The organism is Shewanella xiamenensis (genome assembly GCF_014647135.1).
In the GTDB taxonomy this organism is placed as follows: Bacteria; Pseudomonadota; Gammaproteobacteria; order Enterobacterales; family Shewanellaceae; genus Shewanella; species Shewanella xiamenensis.
Genome location: NZ_BMOP01000006.1, coordinates 38201 through 61321, shown reverse-complemented (window position 1 = coordinate 61321; position 23121 = coordinate 38201). Strand labels below are relative to the sequence as shown.

Genomic DNA, 23121 nt, shown 5'->3' with positions numbered 1-23121 from the left:
AGTTGGAAAACGATTTATCAAGCAGTTTTGAAGATGGTAAGTAAAAGAGTGGGTGTGTAACGATGTCGACAGGTTTTAACGCCCAGAGTTTTTTACGCACGGTCTCATCCTCTGCTGGGGTTTATCGCATGTATGACGTCAAAGGTGACGTCATTTATGTGGGGAAAGCCAAAGATCTTAAAAAGCGCTTATCTTCCTATTTCCGTAAAAACCTTGGCAATGTGAAAACTCAGGCGCTGGTGTCCCATATCCATCATATCGATGTGACGCTGACCCACAGCGAGACAGATGCGCTGCTGCTTGAGAATGACTATATCAAGCAGTACATGCCCAAATACAATGTGTTACTGCGGGACGATAAGTCATACCCTTATATTTTCTTGAGCCAACACGAGCATCCACGCCTCGCATACCATCGCGGGCCGCAGCGGGAGAAGGGCCATTATTTTGGGCCTTATCCGAATGGCGGAGCGGTGCGCGAAAGTTTGCACTTGATGCAAAAGCTGTTTCCTATCCGCCAATGTGATGATCTCTATTATAAATCCCGCACTCGGCCCTGCCTGCAATACCAGTTATCCCGTTGTAGTGCGCCTTGCGTCGGCAAGGTCAGTAATGCGGAGTATGATGAGCAGGTTAAACTTGCCAGTTTGTTCCTAAAGGGAAAAGATAAACAAGTTATCAGTGAACTCGTGGCTAAGATGGAAGAGGCCGCTGAGCAGCAAGCCTATGAGCAAGCCGCGCGCTTTCGCGATCAAATTATGGCGCTGCGCCGGGTAGCTGAGCAGCAAGAAGTCTCGGGTAATACCGGCGATATGGATGTTATCGGCGTACACTATGCCTCGGGCATTGCCTGTTTTCACTTGCTATTTATCCGCGAAGGTAAAATTTTTGGTAGCCGCAGCTATTATCCAACGGTGCCCGTGCAAACGGATATCGAAGAAGTCTTACGCTCCTTCCTGCTACAGTTTTATTTAAATGCCGATATTCAACGCACTATTCCTAAGGAGGTGGTGATAAGCCATCACTTTGAAGAATTGCATGAGTTAGAGGCGGCCGTCTCTGAGGCGTTGAATAAAAAATTCAGCATTAAAACCAATGTGCGTGCTGATAGGGCGAGTTTTTTACGCCTCGCGATCACCAATGCTACCAATGCGGTTATGACGCGCCTGTCCCATAAAAACACCGTTGAACAGCGTTTTGTCTTGCTTGAGGAAATCCTCGAGCTTAATGCGCCGATTCAGCGAATGGAGTGTTTCGATATCAGCCATACCATGGGTGAGAGCACGGTAGCCTCTTGTGTGGTGTTTAACCGCGAGGGGCCACATAAGGCCGAGTATCGCCGTTACAATATCGAAGGCATTACGCCAGGCGATGATTATGCCGCGATGAAACAAGCCATTAGTCGTCGATTTGATAAAATCGATGCCAGCGGCAAAATTCCTGATATCTTATTTATCGACGGTGGTTTGGGTCAGCTGCGTATCGCGCAGCAAATAGTGGATGAGAAGTTTGTTAATTTAGATAAAGCGCCGCAACTGATTGGGGTGGCAAAGGGAGAGAGCCGTAAACCCGGGCTGGAAACCTTAATCTTTGGTGACACAGAAACGAGCTTTTCCCTTGAGGATGACTCACCCGCATTGCACCTTATTCAACATATTCGCGATGAATCGCACCGCTTTGCCATCACTGGGCATCGTAATCGCCGTCAGAAAACCCGTAACACCTCAACGCTTGAATCCATTCCGGGCATTGGCCCTAAACGCCGTAAAGCGTTACTCCAACATTTGGGCGGTTTGCAGGAAGTGAAGGGCGCGAGCGTGGCCGAGTTAGCGAAAGTGCCAGGGATCAGCATAGAAATGGCACAAACCATTCATGATGCATTGCGAGGGTGATAAAATTAAGGCAAGATTGGCGCTGCTTTTGACTAACTGGTTTGATCATGCCGTTTAACTTACCCATAGCATTAACTCTTTTTAGGCTTTTTTTACTGCCCATTTTTGTGGTGTTGTTTTATTTACCTTACAGCTGGACGCCTTTTGTTGCCGCATTTGTGTTTTGGTTGGCGGCGTTAACGGATGCATTAGACGGTTATGCGGCGCGTAAACTCAAGCAACTGACCCGTTTTGGCGCCTTCCTCGATCCCGTCGCTGATAAACTGATGGTGATCACCGCGCTCGTATTATTAGTTGACCAATACGCTGATATTTGGCTCACACTGCCAGCACTGTTTATGATTGGCCGTGAAATTGTGATTTCAGCCCTGCGGGAGTGGATGGCTGAATTAGGTAAACGCGGCACGGTTGCAGTTTCTTGGATCGGCAAATATAAAACGGCGGCGCAGATGGTGGCGATTATTGGCCTTATCTGGCAATACAATCCACTCATGATCACCGCGGCATTTGTGCTGTTATATATCGCTGCCGTATTAACGTTCTGGTCAATGATGAGTTACATTTTAGCCGCCTGGAAAGATTTAACGGCTGAATAGCACAATAAAAGATCAAAGAGATTATTTAGTGCGCAAGCAGTAAGTTATCGATAAAACAGCGGTTGACACTGCATCGTAAATAGGTAGAATGCCTCCCCGTAGACGAGAGACGAAGTGAAAACAAAATCTTAACTCTGCGTGATGCGACATTAGCTCAGTTGGTAGAGCGATACCTTGCCAAGGTATAGGTCATCGGTTCGAACCCGATATGTCGCTCCAATCTAAATGATTGGAAAGATGGCGCGATGGCAGAATGGCTATGCTGCGGATTGCAAATCCGTCGATCTCGGTTCGACTCCGGGTCGCGCCTCCATAATTAAGATATTAATGACACGATTCCCGTCGTTAATATAAAGAGTTTGCCCGAGTGGTGGAATCGGTAGACACAAGGGATTTAAAATCCCTCGCTGGTAACAGCGTGCCAGTTCAAGTCTGGCCTCGGGTACCATTATTATAATGGTGACAGCTCAAACGAGCTGAAGCGTTAAACTTCGTAACCTAAGTATTTGATATATAATCAATAGGTCGAAGCAATGAGTTAACAATATCAACAGCAGTGCTGACGATATTAAGAGTTTGCCCGAGTGGTGGAATCGGTAGACACAAGGGATTTAAAATCCCTCGCTGGTAACAGCGTGCCAGTTCAAGTCTGGCCTCGGGTACCATTATTCTTAGTGAATAGTAAATAAGCCTCGACATTAGTCGGGGCTTTTTTGCATTTGCAGCACTGATTTTTTCGTTTTGTTTTACCGCGACTTGTCTATTTTATTAGATAGAGCCTCTGGCACGCCGTCAGTAGCTGGCTTTAGGTTGACTTTGTTACTGCTCTCTAAGCTCTATAACATCAAACTCAGCTAGGGCAGGTTACGTTTTATCTCCCAAGCTCATTGCCAACGTAATATCGTTAATCTTGGCCGATAAAAAAGCCCCGTGGTTTTCATGAGGCTCTTTTACATATCCACAATACTACCTACTCATTTATCGCTTGTTTTAGCGCTGTCGCCGCCTTAAAGCTCGGCTGGTTAAAGCCCGAAATCTCAATTGTCTCACCCGTCTGTGGATTACGGCCCGATTTAGGTAAATGATAACGTAACTCGAAGGTACCGAATTGCGGCAGGAAGACTTTCTCACCTTCGCTTAAGGCGATATGGATCTGTTGTAGGATCTGTTCGACAACAGGTTTAGTGCTGGCCTGGGACTGTTCAAGCGAAGTGGCGATACGTTGGATAAGTTGTGCTTTGTTCATTGAAACCTCTGAATTCAGCGAAAGAGCAGGAAAGGGGAGTTTATAACAAGCTCGGGATCAGATTGAAAGCCTAGGTTTGCCAAAGCGGCTTAACTGCTGCTTTATTGGTTAGCGATGACAACTCACCTTTTCTTTTGAAACGGAAATACTCCTTATATAAGCAGCGTTAGGGGCTAAGTTGGCCTAGTGGATGGCGTTTAGCGCTAAGGTGGAAGTTAAAGGATAAAGCGTTTTAACATTGATATTTACGACTATTCCACCTTTGATAGGGGGCAAGAAATGATATTGGTTTCGCTGTGTATAAACAACAAAGTGTCTACTGAGCGCCCTTGCGGGCGCTGTTTGAGTTGGTTTAAGCGGTGGAATTATGGCTGGACTTATCGCGCGGACTTAAGAAAATAACGTTTCTTCTAATGTACGTCCTTTAAGTAGCATCTTATATTGCCAATGCTGCTGCTTAAATAGGGCGAGTAAGGCGGTTTCAAACTCATAATGACGATTTGCCGTGTCATCCACTTGGATCACAAATACATGGGCTTGTTTTGAGGTGATATTCACTACACCGGCTATTTGACCTACGGCTTGGATCAGCGCTTCACTGTCGCAGCTTTCCATGGTGAGGGTGAGATAATCACTGCCGCTATTGGATGAGCGCATCGAAATCGATTGTCCCAGCTCACCTTTATCTAAATACAGCACTTGGTCACAGAGCTTCTCGAGTTCGTCCAAGTTGTGTGAGCTGATCACAAAAGTGGTTGTGGGCGACAGCGTTCTGACAAGTTCACGGATTTTTTTCGCATTAGCCGGATCGAGCCCTGCGGTTGGCTCGTCGAGTAATACCAACTTGGGAGCACCGATTAAGGCTTGGGCAATCGCCACACGTTTACTCATTCCATGGCTTAGGCTTGGTGGCTTTTGCTGCGCCACCTCGGCTAAGTCCACTAAATTCAGCACTCGCTGTGCTTCTTGATGTGCCTGCTTGCTATCCATTCCTTGAAGACGCGCAAAGAAGCTTAACTGGCTGATAATAGTTAAATTGGGATCGAGCGTCGCATCCTGTGGCAGGGCGGCAATTTGCCCTAATAATGCTGGACTATTGGGCGCTTCTCCCAGAATACGAACCGAGCCTGCGCTTGGGGTGAGGTAACCACAGAGCAGGCTAAACAGTGTAGTTTTACCTGCACCGTTAGGGCCAACTAAGGCGATGGGCGCTCCCGATTCGAGGGTTAAGTTAACGTTATTGAGCGCTTTTTTACTGCCATAGTGTTTGGACAGTCCTTGGCATTGAACGAGGATCATAGTTGACTCCTTTGGATATAAACGCGGCCAAGGAAAAGGGCGATTGCGGTTTGTAATAGGGGAATTGGTGCGTAGGCAAAGCTATTGAGTCCATTGGTGTTGACCATGTTCGACAGTTGAGCGCCCGGCAGTAGCCATTGTAAGCCCTCAAATAAGCTGGATTGATTACCCAAAATCAGCAGTGCAATCGAGACGACCGTCCACAAGATGGTGGCGAGCACCATGGCTTGCCTTGCCGTGTTGGCATAGAGGGACAATAAAGTCATGACTGCGGTAAAGGGTAAAATCACGATAACCAAGTTGACGCCGACCAAGGCACCCGACGTTAACGCGGGTAATAACAAGCCGATATCGCGAGTAAGTGCCAGCGCTATGGTGGCAAGGATGGTCAATAAGATCAGTAGACCTTGGATCAAGATTTGCCCCAAAAAGCGGCCGAAGAGTAGGCTGTCTTTGCTGGTTCTTAGGGTATAGAAGCGCAATGTGCCGCGGGTTTTGTCTGAGGAGAACTGATCGGCGGCAATCAAAATACTGAACATGGGAAACAGATACAGCGCAAAGCACCAGAAGATAGCCATTTCCGCCACGGGCCAGTCAAACAGCATGTTGAGAGCTTGGCTGCCTAAGAGACCGTCGATCAGATCTTTAATATTGGGCTGCATTAATAGGGTCGAAGCGCCTTGGATGGGGTAGAGCAATAGCATGCCCCACACTAATGCAAAGGCGAACAGGGCGATAATCCCGCGAAGGTTAAATAGAAATTTGCGACATTCAAAGCCAGCGATCAAAAGCATGTTATTGAATGTACTGGGAGCATTTGGTGTCATTCGCTGTCTCGTCAGTGAGTGAGCGGACAAACTCTCACCTTAGTCATCATTAAGAGTGACTACTTGCGAAAGTCGTCCGCGGCGCGGTTAGGATAAAGAAGCGATAAGCGATTCTAACTTATCTTTAAGTTCTGCCACTTGCTCTTCAAGCTGTGTGACTCTCGCTTCCAGTTGTTGTCTATCCTGCTCGTTTAGCGGGTGGGCATCTGCATTTGTGGCATTGGTGAATGACGCTGCGCTAATTTGCTCAGCACCTTGGGAGAACAGCTCAGTATAACGGCATTCACGTTTACCAGGCTCCCGCGGCAGCTGTGCTAGCACGGGTTTATCCCGCTCCATCAGTTGCTTAATGCAGGCTTCCACTTCGAGCACGTCTTTAAAATCATGCAGTCTGTTGCTACGGGTGCGTAACTCTCCGGGCGTTTGTGGGCCGCGAAGCAGCAGTAAACAAACAATGGCTACCGCCGCGCTGGAAAGTTGTAACTCGCTAAATTCAGTGTTGCAGAATCTGTGCTTATATTTGACGACTCGGCTACCAAAGCCGGATTGCTCGCTGATTAAGCGCTTTTTGTTCAATGAATCAAGGGCGGCTTGTACTTGCGCTTCAGTGAGTTCTAATACAGGTTCGCGGCTGGTTTTTTGATTACAGGCGAGGGTCAGGGTATTGAGTGAAAGAGGGTATTGCTCTGGGGTGGTGACTTCTTTTTCAAGTAGACAACCGATAACTCTGGCTTCGTGTAACGTGAGTTCCATATAAGCTCCAAAGAAAAAAGCATGACTTTGTTATAACAGAGCCATGCTTAAGATCCTAGCGCTTGTCGGTAAACTGAGTGTTTAGGCAGACTATTTGGACAAATAAACCACGAACCTTACTACAAGAGAGTGTTCAGTCCCGTGTGAGGTTGACTATTCAGCCCAATCAGTCAGCTTCAGTTAGGCGTAAACCATCATCGTCGATGCTTAACTTACTGGCTTTAAACAGGCCACCGATACTCTTTTTAAAGGCTTTTTTACTCATACCGAGTTGTTCGTAAATCACTTCGGCATCGGTTTTATCCGTTAGGGGTAAGAATCCGCCCGCTTGCTTGAGTTTTACTAAGATAATGTGCGCATTTTTATCAAGCTCTTGCTTACTGCCTTGCTGCAATACCAAATCAATTTTGCCATCACGGCGCACTTGTTTGATAAAGCCTTTTAGCCTTTGACCAAAACGCAGTTTTTGGAACACTTCGTTTTGATAAATCACGCCCCAATGGGCATGGTTAATAATGGCTTTGTAGCCTAAATCTGTGGTGCCACCGATAAATAAGTCAACTTGTTGACCTACTTCGTACTGGGCGGGAGTTTTATCGAGGAATTTATCGATTTTTGATGACGCAACAATACGCTCATCAGCTCGGTTAACGTGCACATAAACAAGGTACGAGCGACCTTCTTCAATCGGCTTGTGTTGTTCGCCAAAGGGCAGCAATAGATCTTTATCCAATCCCCAATCTAAAAATGCGCCAAAAGGCCCAGTGGCCACGGCTTTTAAGTAGGCAAATTCTCCTACTTGCGCTAAAGGCTTGCGGGTAGTGGCAATAACGATATCTTCGGAGTCCAGATATAAAAATACCTCTAGCCAGTCGCCTACTTGGCAGTCTTTTGGGGTGGCTTTGTTGGGCAGTAACACTTGGCCAAATTCGTGGGCATTTAAATACACACCAAAACTGACTTGTTTTACTACCTCAAGTTTGCAGGTTTTTCCTATCTGTACCATGGAGCTCTCTATCTAAGGATGTCATTCGGCGGTGATTATAACCGCTTTATCCGTAAACAGCAGCTTCCAGATCGGCTTTTGCGTCGATAGTCGAAAATGAACAGTCGCGCAGAGATAAAACAATATTGCTGATGTGAGCAAATGTTATCAATTTATCTTGATTGGCTATTAAAAAATATTGAACGCACTTAGAGTAAGGTTGATGATTAACCTATTAATTTAAAATAGATAAATCTACTTGTTACTAACCATTCTGTTAATGTGGTGTTTATTATATTTTAATGAAAAATATTAAATGAGATTCTTGCTTGCATTCTGTGACATTGCGCGGTTTAATTGCGCCGTTTAACGACTTCGCTCGTTACAGACATGACAAATATTACGTGAGTTGTAATGATTTTATGGTTCACAGGTCATTCACCGTGTAACGTACAATTTATAATGGTTACATGGGGTTAAGAGGAATTGTTTAGCTAATGCACAAGCATCCATTTTTTGCTCTTTGCCTAAAAGCATCTCAATGCCAGCGCTCAATCGTTGTTCCCTATGACGATACTAGCCTTAAACATCTCACGTTAATCCGTATCAACTCTGGCCGCGAAGAAGCCAACAGTCCCCTGTTACAATAATCTCACCTAGTGTTAGGTGTGCTTGGTGATGCCTTGCCGCTTAATACCTAATGTTTATCCTTAGTGTTACCTATTGTTTATCCACTTAATCGGCACCTCGTTTTTAGAGAGAGTCATATTGAGCGGAGACGCAACGCTTTAGCTTAAGGTTTTGAGTGTTTTTTAACCTCAAAGCGCGTTATGGTTAATGCCATTGGGTGAAAGACCTATGGCGATAAAGGGGGATATAAACACCATCTTGTTATCGCCAAGGTAAAAGAGTATCGGGTTAATCCCGGTTGCGTTAAGGGAAATCGCATCAATGTCGCCTAAGCTGGGTTGATTTTGCTGCACAAATTAGGGTGAATTCATCCTAACTGTATGTCAGGTAACTATATGGTTTACCTGGGTTTGTCGAACGGGCGGTCTTGCAATGTTGCACTGACCGTTTAACCCATTTTTTTATAGACGGGCTAAATAAAAATGAATGATTGGTCTATTGATGCTGCTCGTGCTGGGTACAACGTTACCCACTGGAGCCAAGGGTTTTATGGGATCAGCGACCAAGGTGAGGTGACAGTGTCGCCGGATCCTAAGAATCCTGATCACAAGATTGGCTTAAATGAGCTAGCAAAAGACATGGTTAAAGCAGGGGTCGCTTTACCTGTATTAGTTCGTTTCCCGCAAATTCTGCACCACAGAGTGAACAGTTTGTGCCAAGCATTCGACCAAGCGATACAAAAATATGAGTATCAGGCGGACTATTTGCTGGTTTACCCCATTAAAGTAAACCAACAAAAAACTGTGGTAGAAGAGATCCTTGCGAGCCAAGCATCAAAAGAAGTTCCACAATTAGGCCTAGAAGCCGGCAGTAAGCCTGAATTAATGGCCGTACTTGCCATGGCGCAAAAAGCCAGTTCAGTGATCGTATGTAACGGTTACAAAGATAACGAATACATTCGTTTAGCCTTAATTGGTGAAAAGTTAGGCCATAAGGTCTATATCGTTTTAGAAAAACTGTCTGAGCTTAAGATGGTACTAGCCGAGTCTGAGCGTTTAGGGGTGAAACCTCGCTTAGGGTTACGTGCTCGCCTTGCATTCCAAGGAAAAGGCAAGTGGCAAGCCAGCGGTGGCGAAAAGTCTAAGTTTGGTTTATCTGCGGCGCAGATTTTGACTGTAGTTGACCAGTTAAAACAAAGCGATATGTTGGATTCGCTGCAATTATTGCACTTTCACTTAGGTTCGCAAATCGCCAATATCCGCGATATTCGTCAAGGTGTGAGCGAAGCGGCGCGTTTCTACTGTGAATTACGTGAGTTAGGTGCCAGCATCAACTGCTTCGACGTCGGCGGTGGTTTAGCGGTGGATTACGACGGCACTCGTAGCCAAAGTAATAACTCAATGAACTATGGTTTAAGCGAATACGCGAACAACATCGTCAATGTGCTTACCGATATCTGTAATGAGTACGAGCAACCAATGCCACGTATTATTTCAGAATCTGGCCGTCACTTAACGGCGCACCATGCGGTACTGATCACCGATGTGATTGGCACAGAAGCTTATCAGGTTGAAGATATCCAGCCGCCAGCGGAAGAATCGCCGCAGCTGCTGCACAACATGTGGCAATCTTGGACTGAGCTGAGTGGTCGTGCCGATCAACGTGCCTTGATTGAGATTTATCATGATAGCCAAAGTGACCTGCAAGAAGCGCAATCATTGTTTGCCTTAGGCCAATTAAGCTTGGCAGAACGTGCGTGGGCTGAGCAGGCTAACCTACGTGTATGTCACGAAGTTCAAGGTTTGTTAAGCACCAAAAACCGTTACCACAGACCGATTATTGATGAGTTAAATGAAAAGTTAGCCGATAAGTTCTTCGTTAACTTCTCATTATTCCAATCCTTACCGGATGCTTGGGGTATCGATCAGGTTTTCCCTGTGCTGCCATTGTCTGGTTTAGACAAAGCGCCGGAGCGCCGCGCTGTGATGCTGGACATCACCTGTGACTCCGACGGTATTGTGGATCAATATGTAGATGGCCAAGGGATTGAAACTACGCTACCAGTACCAGCGTGGAGTGCTGAAAGCCCGTATTTGATCGGCTTCTTTATGGTGGGGGCATATCAAGAGATTTTAGGGGATATGCACAACTTGTTTGGCGACACTAACTCGGCCGTTGTCAGCATTGAAGAAAACGGTATGACCAATATTGAATCGGTACTTGCCGGTGACACAGTCGCTGACGTATTACGCTATGTTAACTTAGATGCCGTTGACTTTATGCGGACATACGAAGAGTTAGTCAACCAGCATATTGTTGAGGATGAACGCGCACAAATTTTAGAAGAATTACAAGTGGGCCTAAAAGGTTACACTTATTTAGAAGATTTTTCTTAATATTGAGTGTGTTAAAAAAGTCAGCCTAGGGACACTTAGGCTGACTTTTGTTTTTTATAGCCTATTATTTTTGCTAGTGCGTTGCCAAGGTGAGTGTGTTGCAAGGCTGTCACCTTGTAAAAGCAAGCGCGGTGGTTTTATTGCGGTGCTAGTCGTGTAAAAATAGCCGCGCAAAATTGATGGGTTATCAGTCTTAAAATGCGTGCATACATTTAAGTCAACGTTGCCAGCGAGCCATGAATGACTGATATACCAATAGATTAGATGCCCAAACACAGGGATAAGATGAGGCGAACGGCTTGATGTTTTTTGAAGGCGCGGAAAAAAAGCTTGAGATCAGACTCACTTCCAATATGGCATCACTGCGCCAACGAGAGTACGGCTTTTGGTCAACCTTGGTCGCCTGTGCCAATGCGGAAATCCTGTCAACAATCCGTAATCCTGCCTGCGATGCCTATCTACTGAGTGAATCCAGTCTGTTCGTCTGGGATGATAAAATTCTGCTTCTTACCTGCGGTAATAGCACCCTGATTGAGGCGGCCTGCTACTTTATTAACGCCTTAGGGGTTGAGCACATTGCCGCGCTCTGTTATCAGCGTAAGAATGAATACCAAGCCCAGCTACAAAGCACACACTTTGCTGACGATATTGCGAAATTGCGGACCTTGATCCCCGGAAAAGCCTTTCGAGTTGGTCACTTAGATTCACATCATCACTATTTGTTTTGTAGTGACAATCAGTTTTGCACTGACGGCCAACCTATGTCGTCAACGTATGATACCTGCCTTGAACTGATGATGTACCACATCCGTGGCGAGTTGGCTGATTACCTCAAGTTGCCCACACAAACCGAGCAGGGGATTTATCAACGCTTAGGATTGCAGCGACTTTTCCCTGATTTTCAATTTGATATGCACTGTTTTCAGCCCGCGGGATTTTCGTTAAATGGGATACGTGGGGCTGACTATGTTACCTTGCATATCACGCCATCGATAGGGCCGGGAGATAACTCCTACGTCAGCTTTGAGACTAATCTGGATTTAGCTGTTTATCCCTATCCCCTTGTTGCACAAATGATTAAGCTATTTATGCCTTCAAGTTGGGATCTCATCCGTTTTAACCAGCCGCTTATAACTGCTGGATTTCCTGAGCATGTATGTTTAGCGCATGGTTCAATCGTAATTGAGCAAGGCTGTCAGATTGATTTTAATCACTATCAACAGCTTCAAACTGAAGAGTTACTGCCTGTATTCCTATAATCGTTTCCCAGAATTGAGTTGGTGATTTAATGGAATAAGCACTACTAAAGTTGCGGTGTGATTAGAGGATTTATTCGCCACAAGCTGAAAATTTTTCATCAAAAATGGCCCGAAATTAGGGCCATTTTATGTTTGCTTGCGGTTTTTTTGGGCAATTCAAACTGAAATTTCTAAACTGAGCCGTTGGCAATTAGTCAGAAAATCCCTTGCTATACCATTTCGCGGCTATTGCTGCGCTGCAATCTCTGCCAGCACCACTTGATGATGGTCGCTGGTTTTAAACTTATCGAACACATGGGCAACAGTGCCATCGGTGTTGATGAGGAAACTTAACCTATGGATTCCATCATAGACTTTACCCATAAATTTCTTTTCGCCCCATACGCCAAAGGCATCAGCAACGCTGTGGTCTTCATCGCTGAGTAGGGTAAAGTTAAGTGATTGTTTTTCAGCAAACTTGGCTAACTTAGCCACAGGATCTGGGCTAATGCCGAGGACGGTTACTTTGTGGCTGTCGAGTTCAGCTTTGCTATCACGTAAACCGCAGGCTTGTACTGTGCAGCCAGGGGTTGATGCTTTAGGGTAAAAATAGACTAAAACGGGACCACGTGTTAAGCATTCTTGTAGTGAAACAGCGTTACCCTGTTGATCTTGTAAGGTAAAAAGTGGCGCTTTAGCGCCAGCGGTTAAAGTATTCATCTATTATCCTCTGTCGTTTCTTGAGGTCGTGCCTTCCATGCGTCTAATGGTGCAATCCAGTGCCATCTCCTCTGAGAGTTGATAGATACTCTTTTCGAGCTTTTCTAGTTCAACTTTTTCAGGAATATTGATGGTTAATGAAATAGTTTGCGTTTGCTCGCCATTTTCAAGCTCTTCAGAGAAGGAGCGGACTGCCGCCAAGTCTAAGGAGCGATCGGCAAGAAACTGGGTGATGGATTTCATCGTGCCGCGCTGATCTTTACCAGTAAAGCGCACTTCAAGGCGCGAAAGATAATTTTGCGGCGTGTGCTTAGAGGTACGCTTCATCACCGTCATCAGTTCTAATTCAACACTGAGACTCGGGAGCAAGCTTTCAATTTTCGTTATGGATGCCCACGAACCTGACAACATCATGATTAAGGTAAATTCGTTACCAAATAATGCCATACGGCTGTCGACGATATCGCAGTCACAGTCACTGGCAAGCCGAGCTAGTTTACTTACGAGTCCAGGACGGTCTACGCCCATTGCAGTTACGACCAGGAAATTGGTCATGAATTGTCCTCACTTTTTCGATATCATAGAGCGAAAACTCGAGACCGAGCGCCGAGTTTTTGTGCGGGATGTAATGCTACCATAACTAAATCAATTTGAGACCCCCGTTAGTGCTTGTCATTAATGGTTGGCATCAGTACCATAGCGAATCCTGAAATTTTGGGGAAGTCAGATGATAAACGGAAGCATCGTAGCCTTAATCACGCCAATGAACAGTGATGGCTCAGTAGATTTTGCAAGTCTTGAAAGGTTAGTCGAATTCCATATTGACCAAGGCACAGACGCCATCGTTGCCGTGGGTACCACCGGTGAGTCAGCGACTCTGCCAATGAATGAGCACGTTGCCGTGGTCGCTCAAACCGTTAAGTTTGTCGCAGGTCGTATCCCTGTTATTGGTGGCAATGGTGCGAATGCGACAGCAGAAGCTATCGAACTCACCAAGTCCTTATCTAAAGTCGGGGTTGACGCCATGTTAGGCGTAACACCTTACTACAATAAACCGACGCCAAAGGGCTTAGTGGCCCACTATAAAGCCGTGGCGGCCAGCACAGATATTCCCCAAATTCTCTATAACGTTCCTGGGCGCACCGCGGTTGATATGAAGCCTGAAACCGTGGCCGAGTTAGTGAGCGTGAGCAATATTATTGGTGTAAAAGAAGCCACGGGTGATGTATCACGGGTTAAACGACTACGTGAACTTTGCGGCAATGACTTTATGCTTTACAGCGGTGATGATGCGACAGCGAGAGAGTTTTTGCTCCTTGGGGGTAACGGGGTGATTTCGGTTGCCAACAACATAGTGCCAAAAGCCTTTAAAGCTATGTGCGACGCCGCATTGGCGGGCAACGCCGAATTAGCCGCAAGTATCGACGAGCCACTACGTGGTTTATATAGCACACTGTTTTGCGAAGCAAATCCTATCCCAGTGAAATGGGCAGCCCATCGTATGGGGTTGATTCAGTGTGGCCATATTCGTTTACCTTTGACTGAACTTTCTGAGCAATGTCATGGTCTGTTGTTAGATGCAATGACTCGTGCCCAGATAGAGGTTAAATAATTAATGTTAAAGAAAGTCACTCCACTGTTCTTAGTTGCTGCTGTTGCAGCTTGTAGTTCGCCATTAGAGCGTCGCCAAGCCAACGGTGCTGAAGACTATGTTCAGGCTGAGCAAGCGCCAATGCTAAAGATCCCTGAGGGATTGAAAACGCCGCCTTACAACAAAGAATACGAGGTTCCGGCAATCGGCGCTAAAGCAAATCCTGCGCTTGTTGGTAAAAACCTTGATATCCGCCCACCACTGCAAGTTTTGCCAATGGCAGAAGGTACGCATGTGGAAGAGGGCAGCGATAACATTAAGATTGTGGTTGAATCGATTGATAACAGTGTCGATCTTAAGCAAGAGATTTTCGCTAACTTAGATGGATTCTTAGCGAAGCAAGCGATCCCTGTTCGTAGTCGCGACTATGATAAAGGCAACATTGAAACCGATTGGATTGAAAGCCGAGAGGTGTTGGAGTCAAGTTTATGGGGCTCAGATAAAGAATATCTGCTGCGTCAGCGTTATCGCTTCGATATCGAAACCCGTCCGCACGGCCGTACCGCTAATATCGTTATTCACTTAGTAGAACACGAAGAGTTTTACGATGGTAAAGAGCAGGATGTAATGCTCAGTGGTGAGGATAAGCAGCGTTACACCATCGATATGCTTAACAGTGCCATTGCTTATATGAGCGTTAAGCGTGAGCAAACCATTCAAGCAAACCGCTTAAAGCAGACCTTAGGGATCAATGTTGATTTGGTCACGCCAGAAGAGGGTGCTGCATATTGGTCTGCTAAGGCTTCCTATAAGCAAGTGTGGGATCGTCTGCGTATAGTATTGCCAGAAATGGGCTTTGAAATTTCAGATATGGACAGTGCTAAAGGCCTGTACTTTATCAAGTTTACCGATAACTCAGGTTTCTGGAGTTCATTGTGGAACGACAATCAATTGTCCTTAAAAGAAGGTAGCTACCGTTTACTCTTACAAGACGGTGATACCCCTGATGAGACTAAGATTTTGCTTCGTGACGCTGAAGATCAGCCGTTATCGAATGACGTTGTCGCCAAGGTGTATGAATCATTGTCGAATCTGATGAAAGAAGAGCGCAAACTGCGTTAATTCCACCTCAGTCAAAAAGGGCGATTTATCGCCCTTTTTTGTGTCTGCAATTCAGCCTATTGCTCTAGGACGATACAGCATGATGTATCAGAATATTTCTAGGTAATATCAATAGTTATATTATGGTTTTAGATTAAACCGCTTAATTTGTAAGTTATTTTGAAACAATCCGCTTAAATTGCCATTTATCGTATTGCATTCTTCACCTCTGTGGTGTTTTTCGACTTGTCCGCAGCGTTATTACAAATTTTGCGCGCTCAGCGTAATTTGTAAGAAAAAGTAAAACGTATTGATGCAATGATGCGAGTGGGTAAACTAGCCGTCACTAATGCGAGTCATCATTTGGAAGCCAGATGAAAAAAATCATAATTATCATCGCTATTTTGGCAGCGGCATGGTTTGGATATCAAGCTATGCAACCTCAAGAGCAGCAGCAAGCAAAAGTTAAGCTCACCCCTAATGTGGTTATCGCCACCGCTTCTATGGCACAAGTTCGAGACGAAGTGGAAGCTATTGGCACAAATAAGGCATTTGAGTCCGTCACCATTACGCCCAAAGTCACTGATGTGGTGACCTCATTAAAGTTTGATGATGGCGATATTGTCAAAAAGGGCGATTTATTGGTGCAACTGCAAAATGCCGAGCAGATAGCCAAAGTGAAAGTGGCGCAGGTGAAAGTGAGTGACAATCAGCGTGAATTGGCGCGGATTAGTTCGCTTGTCACCAGTCGAACAGTGGCAGAATTAGAGCGTGACCGCCTGCAAACCTTAATCGATACGGCCCGCGCCGAGTTAGAGCAGGCACAATCTTCCCTCAATGATCGCAGTATTATCGCCCCCTTTAATGGCCGTTTAGGCCTGCGCCAAGTGAGCGTGGGTAGTTTAGTGACACCGGGTACTGAGATCACCACGCTCGATGATATCTCTAAGATTAAATTAGATTTCTCAGTGCCAGAGCGTTTTATTCAAGACTTGCAGCCCGGCAAGCTTGTTGAAGCAAAAGCCGTGGCTTTCCCTGATGAAATCTTTAAAGGCAAAGTGATTTCCATCGATAGCCGTGTTAACCCAACCACCCGTGCCGTGATTGTACGCGCCGAAATCCCAAATCCAGATTTACGCTTACTGCCTGGGATGCTGATGAAGGTCAAACTCATCAAACGCAGCCGCGAGGCGCTAATGTTGCCTGAGTCGGCGATTATCCCAATTCAGAAAGAACACTTTGTTTACAGTGTGAATAAAGACAATGTCATCGAGCGTAGGCAAGTCACTATTGGAGTTCGTACCCGTGGCTGGGTAGAAATTACCGATGGCTTAGCGATTGGTGAAAATGTGGTGATCCGCGGCCTGCTTAAGGTGCATCCTGGTGATGTGGTAAAGACCCAACTGGCTGAAAAATTTAGCTATCTTTCCGATGCTAATACGGAGCCAAGCGTATGATCCTGACCGATCTTTCCGTTAAACGGCCAGTATTTGCCTCGGTCATTAGCCTATTGCTGGTGGCCTTTGGTTTAGTCGCATTTGATAAATTACCGCTGCGGGAATACCCCAATATCGACCCGCCGATTGTCTCGATTGAAACCAACTATCGCGGCGCTAGTGCTGCGGTAGTTGAGAGTCGCATTACTCAGCTGATAGAAGACAGGATCAGCGGCGTCGAAGGCATTCGCCATGTGAGTTCATCGAGCAGCGATGGTCGCTCACAGGTGACCTTAGAGTTTGATATTAGTCGTAATATTGAGGATGCGGCCAACGATGTACGCGATAGAATTTCGGGTCTATTAGATAACTTACCCGAAGAAGCCGATCCCCCAGAGGTACAAAAAGCCAACGGTGGCGATGAAGTGATTATGTGGCTCAACTTAGTGTCGGATCAAATGACCACATTAGAGCTAACCGATTATACCCGTCGCTATTTATCCGACCGTCTGTCGGTGGTTGACGGGGTGTCGATGATCCGTATCGGTGGGGGCAAGGTTTACGCCATGCGCATCTGGCTCGATAGACAAGCCCTTGCATCCAGAAGCCTCACGGTGGCCGATGTTGAAGCCGCACTTAGGGCTGAAAACGTCGAGTTACCAGCAGGTTCGCTTGAATCCAAGGAGCGCCACTTTACCGTGCGTTTAGAGCGAAGTTATCGCAGCGCTGAGGATTTTGCCAATCTGGTGATTGCTCAAGGAGAAGATGGTTATTTAGTCAAGCTTGGTGACGTAGCTAAGGTGGACATTGGCTCGGAAGAAGAGCGCATTATGTTCCGCGGCAACAAGGAGGCCATGATTGGCCTTGGGGTGTCGAAACAGTCGACCGCCAACACCTTAGAAGTGGCCCGCGCCGTTAATGCGTTAGTCGATAAAATCAATCCTACATTACCAGCGGGAATGTCGATTAAGCGTAGCTACGATAGCTCAGTGTTTATCGAAGCCTCGATCAAAGAGGTGTATCAAACGCTGTTTACCGCAATGATCTTAGTGATTATTGTGATTTATCTATTCCTTGGCAGCGTGCGTGCCATGTTAATCCCCGCAATTACGGTGCCTGTTTCTTTGCTCGGCACGTTTATCGTGCTCTATGCCTTGGGATATACAATCAACCTGTTGACGCTGCTCGCGATGATCCTCGCCATCGGTATGGTGGTGGACGATGCGATTGTGATGTTGGAAAACATTCACCGCCGTATCGAAGAAGGGGATTCCCCCTTAAAAGCGGCGTTTTTGGGTGCCCGTGAAGTCGCCTTTGCGGTCATTGCCACTACCTTAGTGTTAGTGGCGGTATTTATGCCGATCACGTTCCTCGAAGGAGACTTAGGCAAGCTCTTTAAGGAGTTTGCGGTGGCCATGAGTGCGGCGGTGATTTTCTCCAGTATCGTGGCGTTGACCCTAAGCCCGATGATGTGCTCTAAGCTGCTTAAACCAGCGTCGCAGGACTCATGGCTAGTGCGTAAGGTTGATAGCATTATGACGGGCATTTCCCGTCGCTATCAAAGCTCGCTAGAGAGCGCCATGGCAAAACCAGTGCTGATGTCCGTTATCGTGTTGATTGCGCTCGGTAGTAGTGTGTTTCTTGCCCAAAAAGTACCGCAGGAATTTGCACCGCAGGAGGATCGAGGCTCATTATTTTTAATGATTAACGGGCCTCAGGGGGCGAGTTACGAGTATATCGAATCCTATATGACTGAGGTGGAAAGCCGCCTAATGCCATTGGTGGATTCGGGGGATATCAAGCGTTTGCTCATTCGTGCGCCCCGTGGCTTTGGCCGTGCGGCAGACTTCTCTAACGGTATGGCGATTATTGTGCTCGAGGATTGGGGGCAACGTCGTCCTATGAAAGAAGTGATTGGCGATATTAACAAGCGCCTCGCGGATTTAGCCGGTGTGCAGGCCTTCCCTGTGATGCGTCAAGCCTTTGGCCGTGGCGTGGGCAAACCGGTGCAATTTGTTATTGGTGGTCCAAGCTATGAGGAACTCGCTGCTTGGCGGGATATTATGATGGAAAAGGTGGCGGAAAATCCTAAACTGCTTGGCCTTGACCACGATTATAAAGAGACCAAACCGCAGCTTAGAGTGGTGATCGACAGAGACAGGGCAGCAAGCCTAGGGGTGTCAATTTCTAATATCGGTCGCACCTTAGAATCTATGTTAGGTTCGCGCCTTGTCACCACCTTTATGCGTGATGGCGAAGAGTATGATGTGATTGTGGAAGGGGATCGCAGTAACCAAAATACCGCGGCCGATCTGCAAAATATCTATGTTCGCTCCGAACGGACCAAGGAGCTGATCCCATTATCCAACTTAGTCACGGTCGAAGAGTTTGCCGATGCTAGCTCCCTTAACCGCTACAACCGTATGCGGGCGATTACCATTGAGGCCAGCTTGGCGGATGGTTATAGCCTAGGCGAAGCGCTGGATTACCTCAATCAAGTGGCGCGAGCTTACTTGCCTGCGGAAGCAGTCATCAGCTACAAGGGACAATCGCTGGATTATCAAGAGTCTGGCAGCTCAATGTACTTTGTGTTCCTGTTGGCGCTTGGGATTGTGTTCCTGGTATTAGCGGCGCAGTTTGAAAGCTATATTCACCCTATGGTGATTATGCTGACGGTACCGCTTGCCACGGTTGGCGCCTTGATAGGGCTGTGGTTTACGGGGCAGAGCCTTAATATCTACAGTCAGATTGGGATTATTATGCTGGTCGGTTTGGCGGCGAAAAACGGTATTCTGATCGTCGAATTTGCCAACCAGTTGCGGGATAAGGGCGTCGATTTTGACCGCGCCATTATCCAAGCCTCATGCCAGCGTTTACGGCCTATTCTGATGACGGGGATTACCACTGCCGCAGGCGCCGTCCCTCTGGTTTTGGCAACGGGCGCAGGTGCTGAAACCCGCTTTGTGATTGGCGTAGTGGTGCTTGCTGGCATTATGCTGGCGACGCTGTTTACCATTTATGTGATCCCAACTGCCTACGGTCTTTTTGCCCGTAATAGCGGCTCGCCAGAAGCGATTGCCCAGCAATTAGAAAAGGAATTAGCGCAAGATTAATCCCTCGCGAACGCTTAGCCAAAATAGGCGCTTAAGTACACTTAAGCGCCTATTTTATTTGGGCAAACTTACTTTGGGTTAACTTCAAGAGCTTGAATATAGCGAAAGGAGGTTTTCTCAAAGCCAATGGACTCGTAGTAAGTCTGTGTCTGCTCGCGGCGCATAGAGGTGGTGACCTCAAGCTGGCGACAACCTCGTTCACTTGCCCTCGATTTTGCAAAATCAATTAGTTGCGTCCCCACACCTAAACCTCGACTGGCCTCAGTCACCACTAAAGCAGTAATACGGCAGATGTGTTGTTGCGAGAGAAAATAATCAAAAAGATTAGGGCGTGTTGACGTTTCGAGATTAAATTTTGTTCGTTCTGGCAAGCACGTGCTCGCGAAACGAGGAGTGATGTGTAGTTATTCTACTCAAGTGACGAGCGGCTCTTATGACTGAAAGTAAGAGCAAGTGCTTGCCAGACGAACCCTTCGGGCAGCATTTGGCTGCCGTTTCTGCCGCGTTATCGTCCGTTTATGTAGAATAACTACACTACACGGACTTTGCCTTGCATAAACGTCAGCCAAATAGCTGCAAAAATAACCCTGAAACGCCAACACGCCCTATACTTATCAGCCCAACCACGACTCCCTCAGACTCGGCGAGATAGATTTCATCCGATCTTTTGGGATCATCGAGATACTGATGTAACTGCGCCTCGGTGGCACTATAACCCAGCTGCAACAGTAAGGCCGTCATGGCGTTATGGTCGGCTATCTGTGCTTGTCTAATTGAAATGGCGCCCATCACGCTTCCTTGTTTTATCCAGTATCTAGATTTCTATTAAGCAGGTAGTCTGCCAATACATGACGCTTGAGGTTGGCATATTTTAGGCTAACGCAAAGGGGTTAACGCATAAAAAATCCCACACTCATAGCGAAACCGACAAGCACAATAAAACCCCGCAACAGGGATTGGGGAATGCGATAAGCCAGCGCGGCGCCAAGATAGCCGCCAATAATCGCCATAATGGCAAGCAGTAACAGATATTGTCCGTCAATCAGATTACCTAGGGCGTAAATCACCACGGCAATGGTGGTGAGTAGGGCGGAGAGTAAATTTTTAAGCCCGTTCATCCCATGTAATTGGGTTTGGCCGAGTAACCCAAAGGTGGCGAGTAAAATAATCCCTAATCCCCCGTTAAAATAGCCGCCGTAAATACAGATGATGAAGAGAATCACCATTGCCGTCAGTGGCTTGACGGTATTCACACGGGGGATGCTGGCATGGGCTAAACGTTTTTTCAGTAACCAAGGTCCAGCGATAAAGGCGAGTGTGGCCAGCAAAATCAACCAAGGGACAAGATAAGCAAATACTTGCTCGCTGGTGCTTAGCAGTATCGCTGCGCCGAGGCATCCGCCAGCTATCGCAATCAGGCACAGGGTTTTTAAGCTAAGATTTGCTGGATATTCAATCTCTTTTCGAAAACGCCAGGCACTGGCAAGGTAGCCTGGGAGCAGAGCGGCAGTGCCCGTAGCGTTGGCCATCAGTGGCGGCACGCCCACAAACACAAGGGCAAATAAGGTGATAAAGCTGCCACCGCCCGCCACCGCATTTAACATGCCGCCGAGTAAGCCTGCGAGGGCGATCAGTAACCAATCCATAGTGAATGCTCCGTTGCCATTGTCTCACTCAACCTGAACGTCAATTGCTTATAAAAACATCACCTTAACAGTAAGTTACTCAGATGAAAAGCCATCAATATTGTAAGTGGCGGCAGATTGATGGCTTTGTTATGGGCGTGCCGAATCGGGTTTAGGTATAAAGCCTCGGCATTAAGGGCCCAGCCTAACTCATCAAAAGTGATTAACACTTTGCAGTTATGCCTTTATTCAGCGTGAAACAGCCCTGACTCAAAAATCACCGTAGCGATGGCTAAATGTTGATCGCTAAATACCTCTTCTCCCCAGCAATGTTGCCCACGCTCTTGATAGTACACATGGTAGCTGGCATTCGATGGCGTAGCGACGCAGTACCAACCATCAAACGTCTGCTTGCTAAAGTTGACCCAATACTGTGCATCCGCTTGTTTGATCTGCTGAAGTAGCGCCTTATCTTGCGCCAATAGCGCCGCAAGTTCGACTACGCCGGTGATCTTGTGCTCGGTTTTTAACTGATTAAGTAGTGCTTTGAGTGTCATAATTGCGCCCTTCATCCAGAGGATTGCACACCATATTAGCGAATGGCTGAGGTAATCGAGGATTCGATTAAAGCGTCAAACACATCGGCTTGGCCTGCGGGGATCAGTTGCCGATGAATTTCGCGGCGCTTTGCACTGTCAAATAAACGCTCCGCAACCCAACCCGTTAAATAGAGTGAGGACAGGCAACCTCCCGCAGTGGCAATATTGCCATTGATCACCAGAGCGCAGTCTTCCACCTCCACACCCATGGCCACTAATGCGGGTTTGGCATCGGGATGCGTCGTTGCCGAGATATTGTCGAGTAAGCCTAACTTAGCAAAGAAGAATGAGCCCGCACAGATACTGCCAAGTAATTGCCGTGAGGGATCTAATTTAAGGGCCGACATAAACTCAGGATCCGCAAGTGCGGCAGGTACGCCTTTGTAGCCGCTGCTGAATAACACCACGTCAGCATCGGCGACTTGCGCGACATGACCATCGGTTGCAACCGTCATCCCCAAGCTTGATATGTGGCTAGGTTTGGTGCCGAGCACTTTGACTGTCCAATCTGTTGTTGTGCGGCCGAGAATATCGCGCATTAAAAAGAAATCGATATCGGTAAATTCATCAAATATCACAATCGCAATCTGGTACATCCTTTGTCCTCTTGTTTGCATTGGGATGACTTAAGGCTTGAATAGGCTCAACCTTAACCCTTGGGGTATTAATATGGAAATGGTTATTATGTTTTTGATTTTAAATGAAATATTAGTTATCCAGTTAGTCTGCTGTCATAAGGCAAACCCCGTGACTACAAAGCGCCGACATTCAGATTAGACATCATTGTGACTATCGGGCATTAACCTAGCTCAGCACTTATTAAGAAATTTAGCTAACAACTTGAGCATCCTTACTATTTTGGCTGCGGCGAGTTTACCGTAACTGTGCTTAAGATGGCTAATTTTGGTGCTAAAGGGGTAAAACGTCTTTTTGTAACAATGATTCAGCACCTGTAGGTGAGTAAATCGATCGCTTTCAGTTAATAGGTTTTAAAATGATGTGCCTTAAACAACATTTAGCCCTTGATAAGTTGGATAAAAATAAAGAAACCATAATATTGGGATGGATATGACG

21 protein-coding genes, 4 tRNA genes and 1 pseudogene are annotated in these 23121 nt (G+C 46.6%); 13 read left to right on the top strand and 13 right to left on the bottom strand.

The window, feature by feature from the left end:
* Positions 1-62: 62 nt before the first annotated feature.
* The 6 genes from uvrC (at position 63) to IEY09_RS07465 (ending at position 3153) form a co-directional block, all read left to right on the top strand.
* Positions 63-1892, top strand: coding sequence for an excinuclease ABC subunit UvrC (gene uvrC / locus IEY09_RS07490; protein WP_188870498.1), 1830 nt, complete (start codon positions 63-65; stop codon positions 1890-1892).
* A 47-nt stretch (positions 1893-1939) separates the two neighbouring features.
* Positions 1940-2488 carry a CDP-diacylglycerol--glycerol-3-phosphate 3-phosphatidyltransferase gene (gene pgsA, locus IEY09_RS07485; RefSeq protein WP_037417386.1) on the top strand — a complete coding sequence of 183 codons (549 nt, stop codon included), beginning with the start codon at positions 1940-1942 and terminating at the stop codon, positions 2486-2488.
* Positions 2489-2631: 143 nt separating this feature from the next.
* Positions 2632-2707, top strand: a tRNA-Gly gene (locus tag IEY09_RS07480).
* Between the two features lie 20 nt (positions 2708-2727).
* Positions 2728-2801, top strand: a tRNA-Cys gene (locus IEY09_RS07475).
* 48 nt (positions 2802-2849) lie between these two features.
* A tRNA-Leu gene (locus IEY09_RS07470) sits at positions 2850-2936 on the top strand.
* A 130-nt stretch (positions 2937-3066) separates the two neighbouring features.
* Positions 3067-3153: transfer RNA gene (locus IEY09_RS07465), tRNA-Leu, on the top strand.
* Between the two features lie 305 nt (positions 3154-3458).
* Here IEY09_RS07465 and IEY09_RS07460 read toward each other — a convergent pair.
* From IEY09_RS07460 to IEY09_RS07440, 5 genes are all read right to left on the bottom strand, one after another.
* Entirely contained in the window at positions 3459-3734 is a 276-nt protein-coding gene (locus IEY09_RS07460) for an HU family DNA-binding protein (protein ID WP_037417389.1), read from the bottom strand.
* A gap of 390 nt (positions 3735-4124) precedes the next feature.
* On the bottom strand, positions 4125-5033 hold the full coding sequence (locus IEY09_RS07455; RefSeq protein ID WP_188870497.1) for an ABC transporter ATP-binding protein: 909 nt from the start codon (positions 5031-5033) through the stop codon (positions 4125-4127).
* Positions 5030-5860 (bottom strand): ABC transporter permease subunit, encoded by an 831-nt coding sequence (locus IEY09_RS07450; protein ID WP_188870495.1) that lies wholly within the window; start codon positions 5858-5860, stop codon positions 5030-5032. The genes IEY09_RS07455 and IEY09_RS07450 overlap by 4 nt, the downstream gene beginning before the upstream one ends.
* Before the next feature lie 87 nt (positions 5861-5947).
* Positions 5948-6613 (bottom strand): YceH family protein, encoded by a 666-nt coding sequence (locus IEY09_RS07445; RefSeq protein WP_172588173.1) that lies wholly within the window; start codon positions 6611-6613, stop codon positions 5948-5950.
* Positions 6614-6779: 166 nt separating this feature from the next.
* The gene (locus IEY09_RS07440; RefSeq protein ID WP_037425700.1) at positions 6780-7619 is read right to left on the bottom strand and encodes a CvfB family protein; all 840 of its coding nucleotides are present in this window, start codon (positions 7617-7619) and stop codon (positions 6780-6782) included.
* Between the two features lie 476 nt (positions 7620-8095).
* Between IEY09_RS07440 and IEY09_RS07435 the strand changes: the two genes are divergently transcribed.
* Positions 8096-8248, top strand: coding sequence for a hypothetical protein (locus IEY09_RS07435; RefSeq protein ID WP_011071981.1), 153 nt, complete (start codon positions 8096-8098; stop codon positions 8246-8248).
* Positions 8249-8416: 168 nt separating this feature from the next.
* Here the strand turns inward: IEY09_RS07435 and IEY09_RS07430 are convergent, their stop codons facing one another.
* A complete protein-coding gene (locus IEY09_RS07430; RefSeq protein ID WP_156143174.1) occupies positions 8417-8581 on the bottom strand; it encodes a hypothetical protein in 165 nt (54 codons plus the stop codon).
* A gap of 129 nt (positions 8582-8710) precedes the next feature.
* Here IEY09_RS07430 and speA point away from each other — a divergent pair, with 129 nt between their 5' ends.
* Positions 8711-10624 (top strand): biosynthetic arginine decarboxylase, encoded by a 1914-nt coding sequence (speA, locus tag IEY09_RS07425; protein ID WP_037417405.1) that lies wholly within the window; start codon positions 8711-8713, stop codon positions 10622-10624.
* 302 nt (positions 10625-10926) lie between these two features.
* A complete protein-coding gene (locus IEY09_RS07420; protein WP_188870598.1) occupies positions 10927-11883 on the top strand; it encodes an adenosylmethionine decarboxylase in 957 nt (318 codons plus the stop codon).
* A 225-nt stretch (positions 11884-12108) separates the two neighbouring features.
* On the opposite strand, the gene bcp is transcribed toward IEY09_RS07420, so the two are convergent.
* Both bcp and IEY09_RS07410 read right to left on the bottom strand, forming a co-directional pair.
* The gene (bcp, locus tag IEY09_RS07415; RefSeq protein WP_188870493.1) at positions 12109-12582 is read right to left on the bottom strand and encodes a thioredoxin-dependent thiol peroxidase; all 474 of its coding nucleotides are present in this window, start codon (positions 12580-12582) and stop codon (positions 12109-12111) included.
* A 3-nt stretch (positions 12583-12585) separates the two neighbouring features.
* Entirely contained in the window at positions 12586-13137 is a 552-nt protein-coding gene (locus tag IEY09_RS07410) for a glycine cleavage system transcriptional repressor (protein ID WP_037417572.1), read from the bottom strand.
* A gap of 172 nt (positions 13138-13309) precedes the next feature.
* On the opposite strand from IEY09_RS07410, the gene dapA reads away from it, so the two are divergent.
* From dapA to IEY09_RS07390, 4 genes are all read left to right on the top strand, one after another.
* A complete protein-coding gene (dapA, locus tag IEY09_RS07405) occupies positions 13310-14194 on the top strand; it encodes a 4-hydroxy-tetrahydrodipicolinate synthase (protein WP_037417569.1) in 885 nt (294 codons plus the stop codon).
* A gap of 3 nt (positions 14195-14197) precedes the next feature.
* On the top strand, positions 14198-15295 hold the full coding sequence (gene bamC, locus IEY09_RS07400; protein WP_037417567.1) for an NlpB/DapX family lipoprotein: 1098 nt from the start codon (positions 14198-14200) through the stop codon (positions 15293-15295).
* 353 nt (positions 15296-15648) lie between these two features.
* On the top strand, positions 15649-16731 hold the full coding sequence (locus IEY09_RS07395) for an efflux RND transporter periplasmic adaptor subunit (RefSeq protein ID WP_188870491.1): 1083 nt from the start codon (positions 15649-15651) through the stop codon (positions 16729-16731).
* Positions 16728-19823, top strand: coding sequence for an efflux RND transporter permease subunit (locus IEY09_RS07390; RefSeq protein WP_172590612.1), 3096 nt, complete (start codon positions 16728-16730; stop codon positions 19821-19823). The genes IEY09_RS07395 and IEY09_RS07390 overlap by 4 nt, the downstream gene beginning before the upstream one ends.
* A 68-nt stretch (positions 19824-19891) precedes the next feature.
* Here the strand turns inward: IEY09_RS07390 and IEY09_RS07385 are convergent.
* The 5 genes and pseudogenes from IEY09_RS07385 to IEY09_RS07365 all read right to left on the bottom strand — a co-directional run.
* A pseudogene (locus tag IEY09_RS07385) lies at positions 19892-20143 on the bottom strand (GNAT family N-acetyltransferase); the annotation flags it as partial.
* A 241-nt stretch (positions 20144-20384) separates the two neighbouring features.
* On the bottom strand, positions 20385-20612 hold the full coding sequence (locus tag IEY09_RS07380) for a hypothetical protein (RefSeq protein ID WP_122040746.1): 228 nt from the start codon (positions 20610-20612) through the stop codon (positions 20385-20387).
* A 101-nt stretch (positions 20613-20713) separates the two neighbouring features.
* The gene (locus tag IEY09_RS07375; protein WP_188870489.1) at positions 20714-21469 is read right to left on the bottom strand and encodes a sulfite exporter TauE/SafE family protein; all 756 of its coding nucleotides are present in this window, start codon (positions 21467-21469) and stop codon (positions 20714-20716) included.
* A gap of 224 nt (positions 21470-21693) precedes the next feature.
* Entirely contained in the window at positions 21694-22005 is a 312-nt protein-coding gene (locus IEY09_RS07370; protein WP_088586957.1) for a cytoplasmic protein, read from the bottom strand.
* A 35-nt stretch (positions 22006-22040) separates the two neighbouring features.
* Positions 22041-22643 (bottom strand): DJ-1/PfpI family protein, encoded by a 603-nt coding sequence (locus IEY09_RS07365; protein ID WP_188870487.1) that lies wholly within the window; start codon positions 22641-22643, stop codon positions 22041-22043.
* Positions 22644-23121: the final 478 nt, after the last annotated feature.

Bases quoted from the DNA above. Each gene is read 5' to 3' on its own strand.
- uvrC (WP_188870498.1), top strand. From the start codon at position 63: ATGTCGACAGGTTTTAACGCCCAGAGTTTTTTACGCACGGTCTCATCC.
- pgsA (WP_037417386.1), top strand. From the start codon at position 1,940: ATGCCGTTTAACTTACCCATAGCATTAACTCTTTTTAGGCTTTTTTTA.
- IEY09_RS07460 (WP_037417389.1), bottom strand. From the start codon at position 3,734: ATGAACAAAGCACAACTTATCCAACGTATCGCCACTTCGCTTGAACAG.
- IEY09_RS07455 (WP_188870497.1), bottom strand. From the start codon at position 5,033: ATGATCCTCGTTCAATGCCAAGGACTGTCCAAACACTATGGCAGTAAA.
- IEY09_RS07450 (WP_188870495.1), bottom strand. From the start codon at position 5,860: ATGACACCAAATGCTCCCAGTACATTCAATAACATGCTTTTGATCGCT.
- IEY09_RS07445 (WP_172588173.1), bottom strand. From the start codon at position 6,613: ATGGAACTCACGTTACACGAAGCCAGAGTTATCGGTTGTCTACTTGAA.
- IEY09_RS07440 (WP_037425700.1), bottom strand. From the start codon at position 7,619: ATGGTACAGATAGGAAAAACCTGCAAACTTGAGGTAGTAAAACAAGTC.
- IEY09_RS07435 (WP_011071981.1), top strand. From the start codon at position 8,096: ATGCACAAGCATCCATTTTTTGCTCTTTGCCTAAAAGCATCTCAATGC.
- speA (WP_037417405.1), top strand. From the start codon at position 8,711: ATGAATGATTGGTCTATTGATGCTGCTCGTGCTGGGTACAACGTTACC.
- IEY09_RS07420 (WP_188870598.1), top strand. From the start codon at position 10,927: ATGTTTTTTGAAGGCGCGGAAAAAAAGCTTGAGATCAGACTCACTTCC.
- bcp (WP_188870493.1), bottom strand. From the start codon at position 12,582: ATGAATACTTTAACCGCTGGCGCTAAAGCGCCACTTTTTACCTTACAA.
- IEY09_RS07410 (WP_037417572.1), bottom strand. From the start codon at position 13,137: ATGACCAATTTCCTGGTCGTAACTGCAATGGGCGTAGACCGTCCTGGA.
- dapA (WP_037417569.1), top strand. From the start codon at position 13,310: ATGATAAACGGAAGCATCGTAGCCTTAATCACGCCAATGAACAGTGAT.
- bamC (WP_037417567.1), top strand. From the start codon at position 14,198: ATGTTAAAGAAAGTCACTCCACTGTTCTTAGTTGCTGCTGTTGCAGCT.
- IEY09_RS07395 (WP_188870491.1), top strand. From the start codon at position 15,649: ATGAAAAAAATCATAATTATCATCGCTATTTTGGCAGCGGCATGGTTT.
- IEY09_RS07390 (WP_172590612.1), top strand. From the start codon at position 16,728: ATGATCCTGACCGATCTTTCCGTTAAACGGCCAGTATTTGCCTCGGTC.
- IEY09_RS07380 (WP_122040746.1), bottom strand. From the start codon at position 20,612: ATGGGCGCCATTTCAATTAGACAAGCACAGATAGCCGACCATAACGCC.
- IEY09_RS07375 (WP_188870489.1), bottom strand. From the start codon at position 21,469: ATGGATTGGTTACTGATCGCCCTCGCAGGCTTACTCGGCGGCATGTTA.
- IEY09_RS07370 (WP_088586957.1), bottom strand. From the start codon at position 22,005: ATGACACTCAAAGCACTACTTAATCAGTTAAAAACCGAGCACAAGATC.
- IEY09_RS07365 (WP_188870487.1), bottom strand. From the start codon at position 22,643: ATGTACCAGATTGCGATTGTGATATTTGATGAATTTACCGATATCGAT.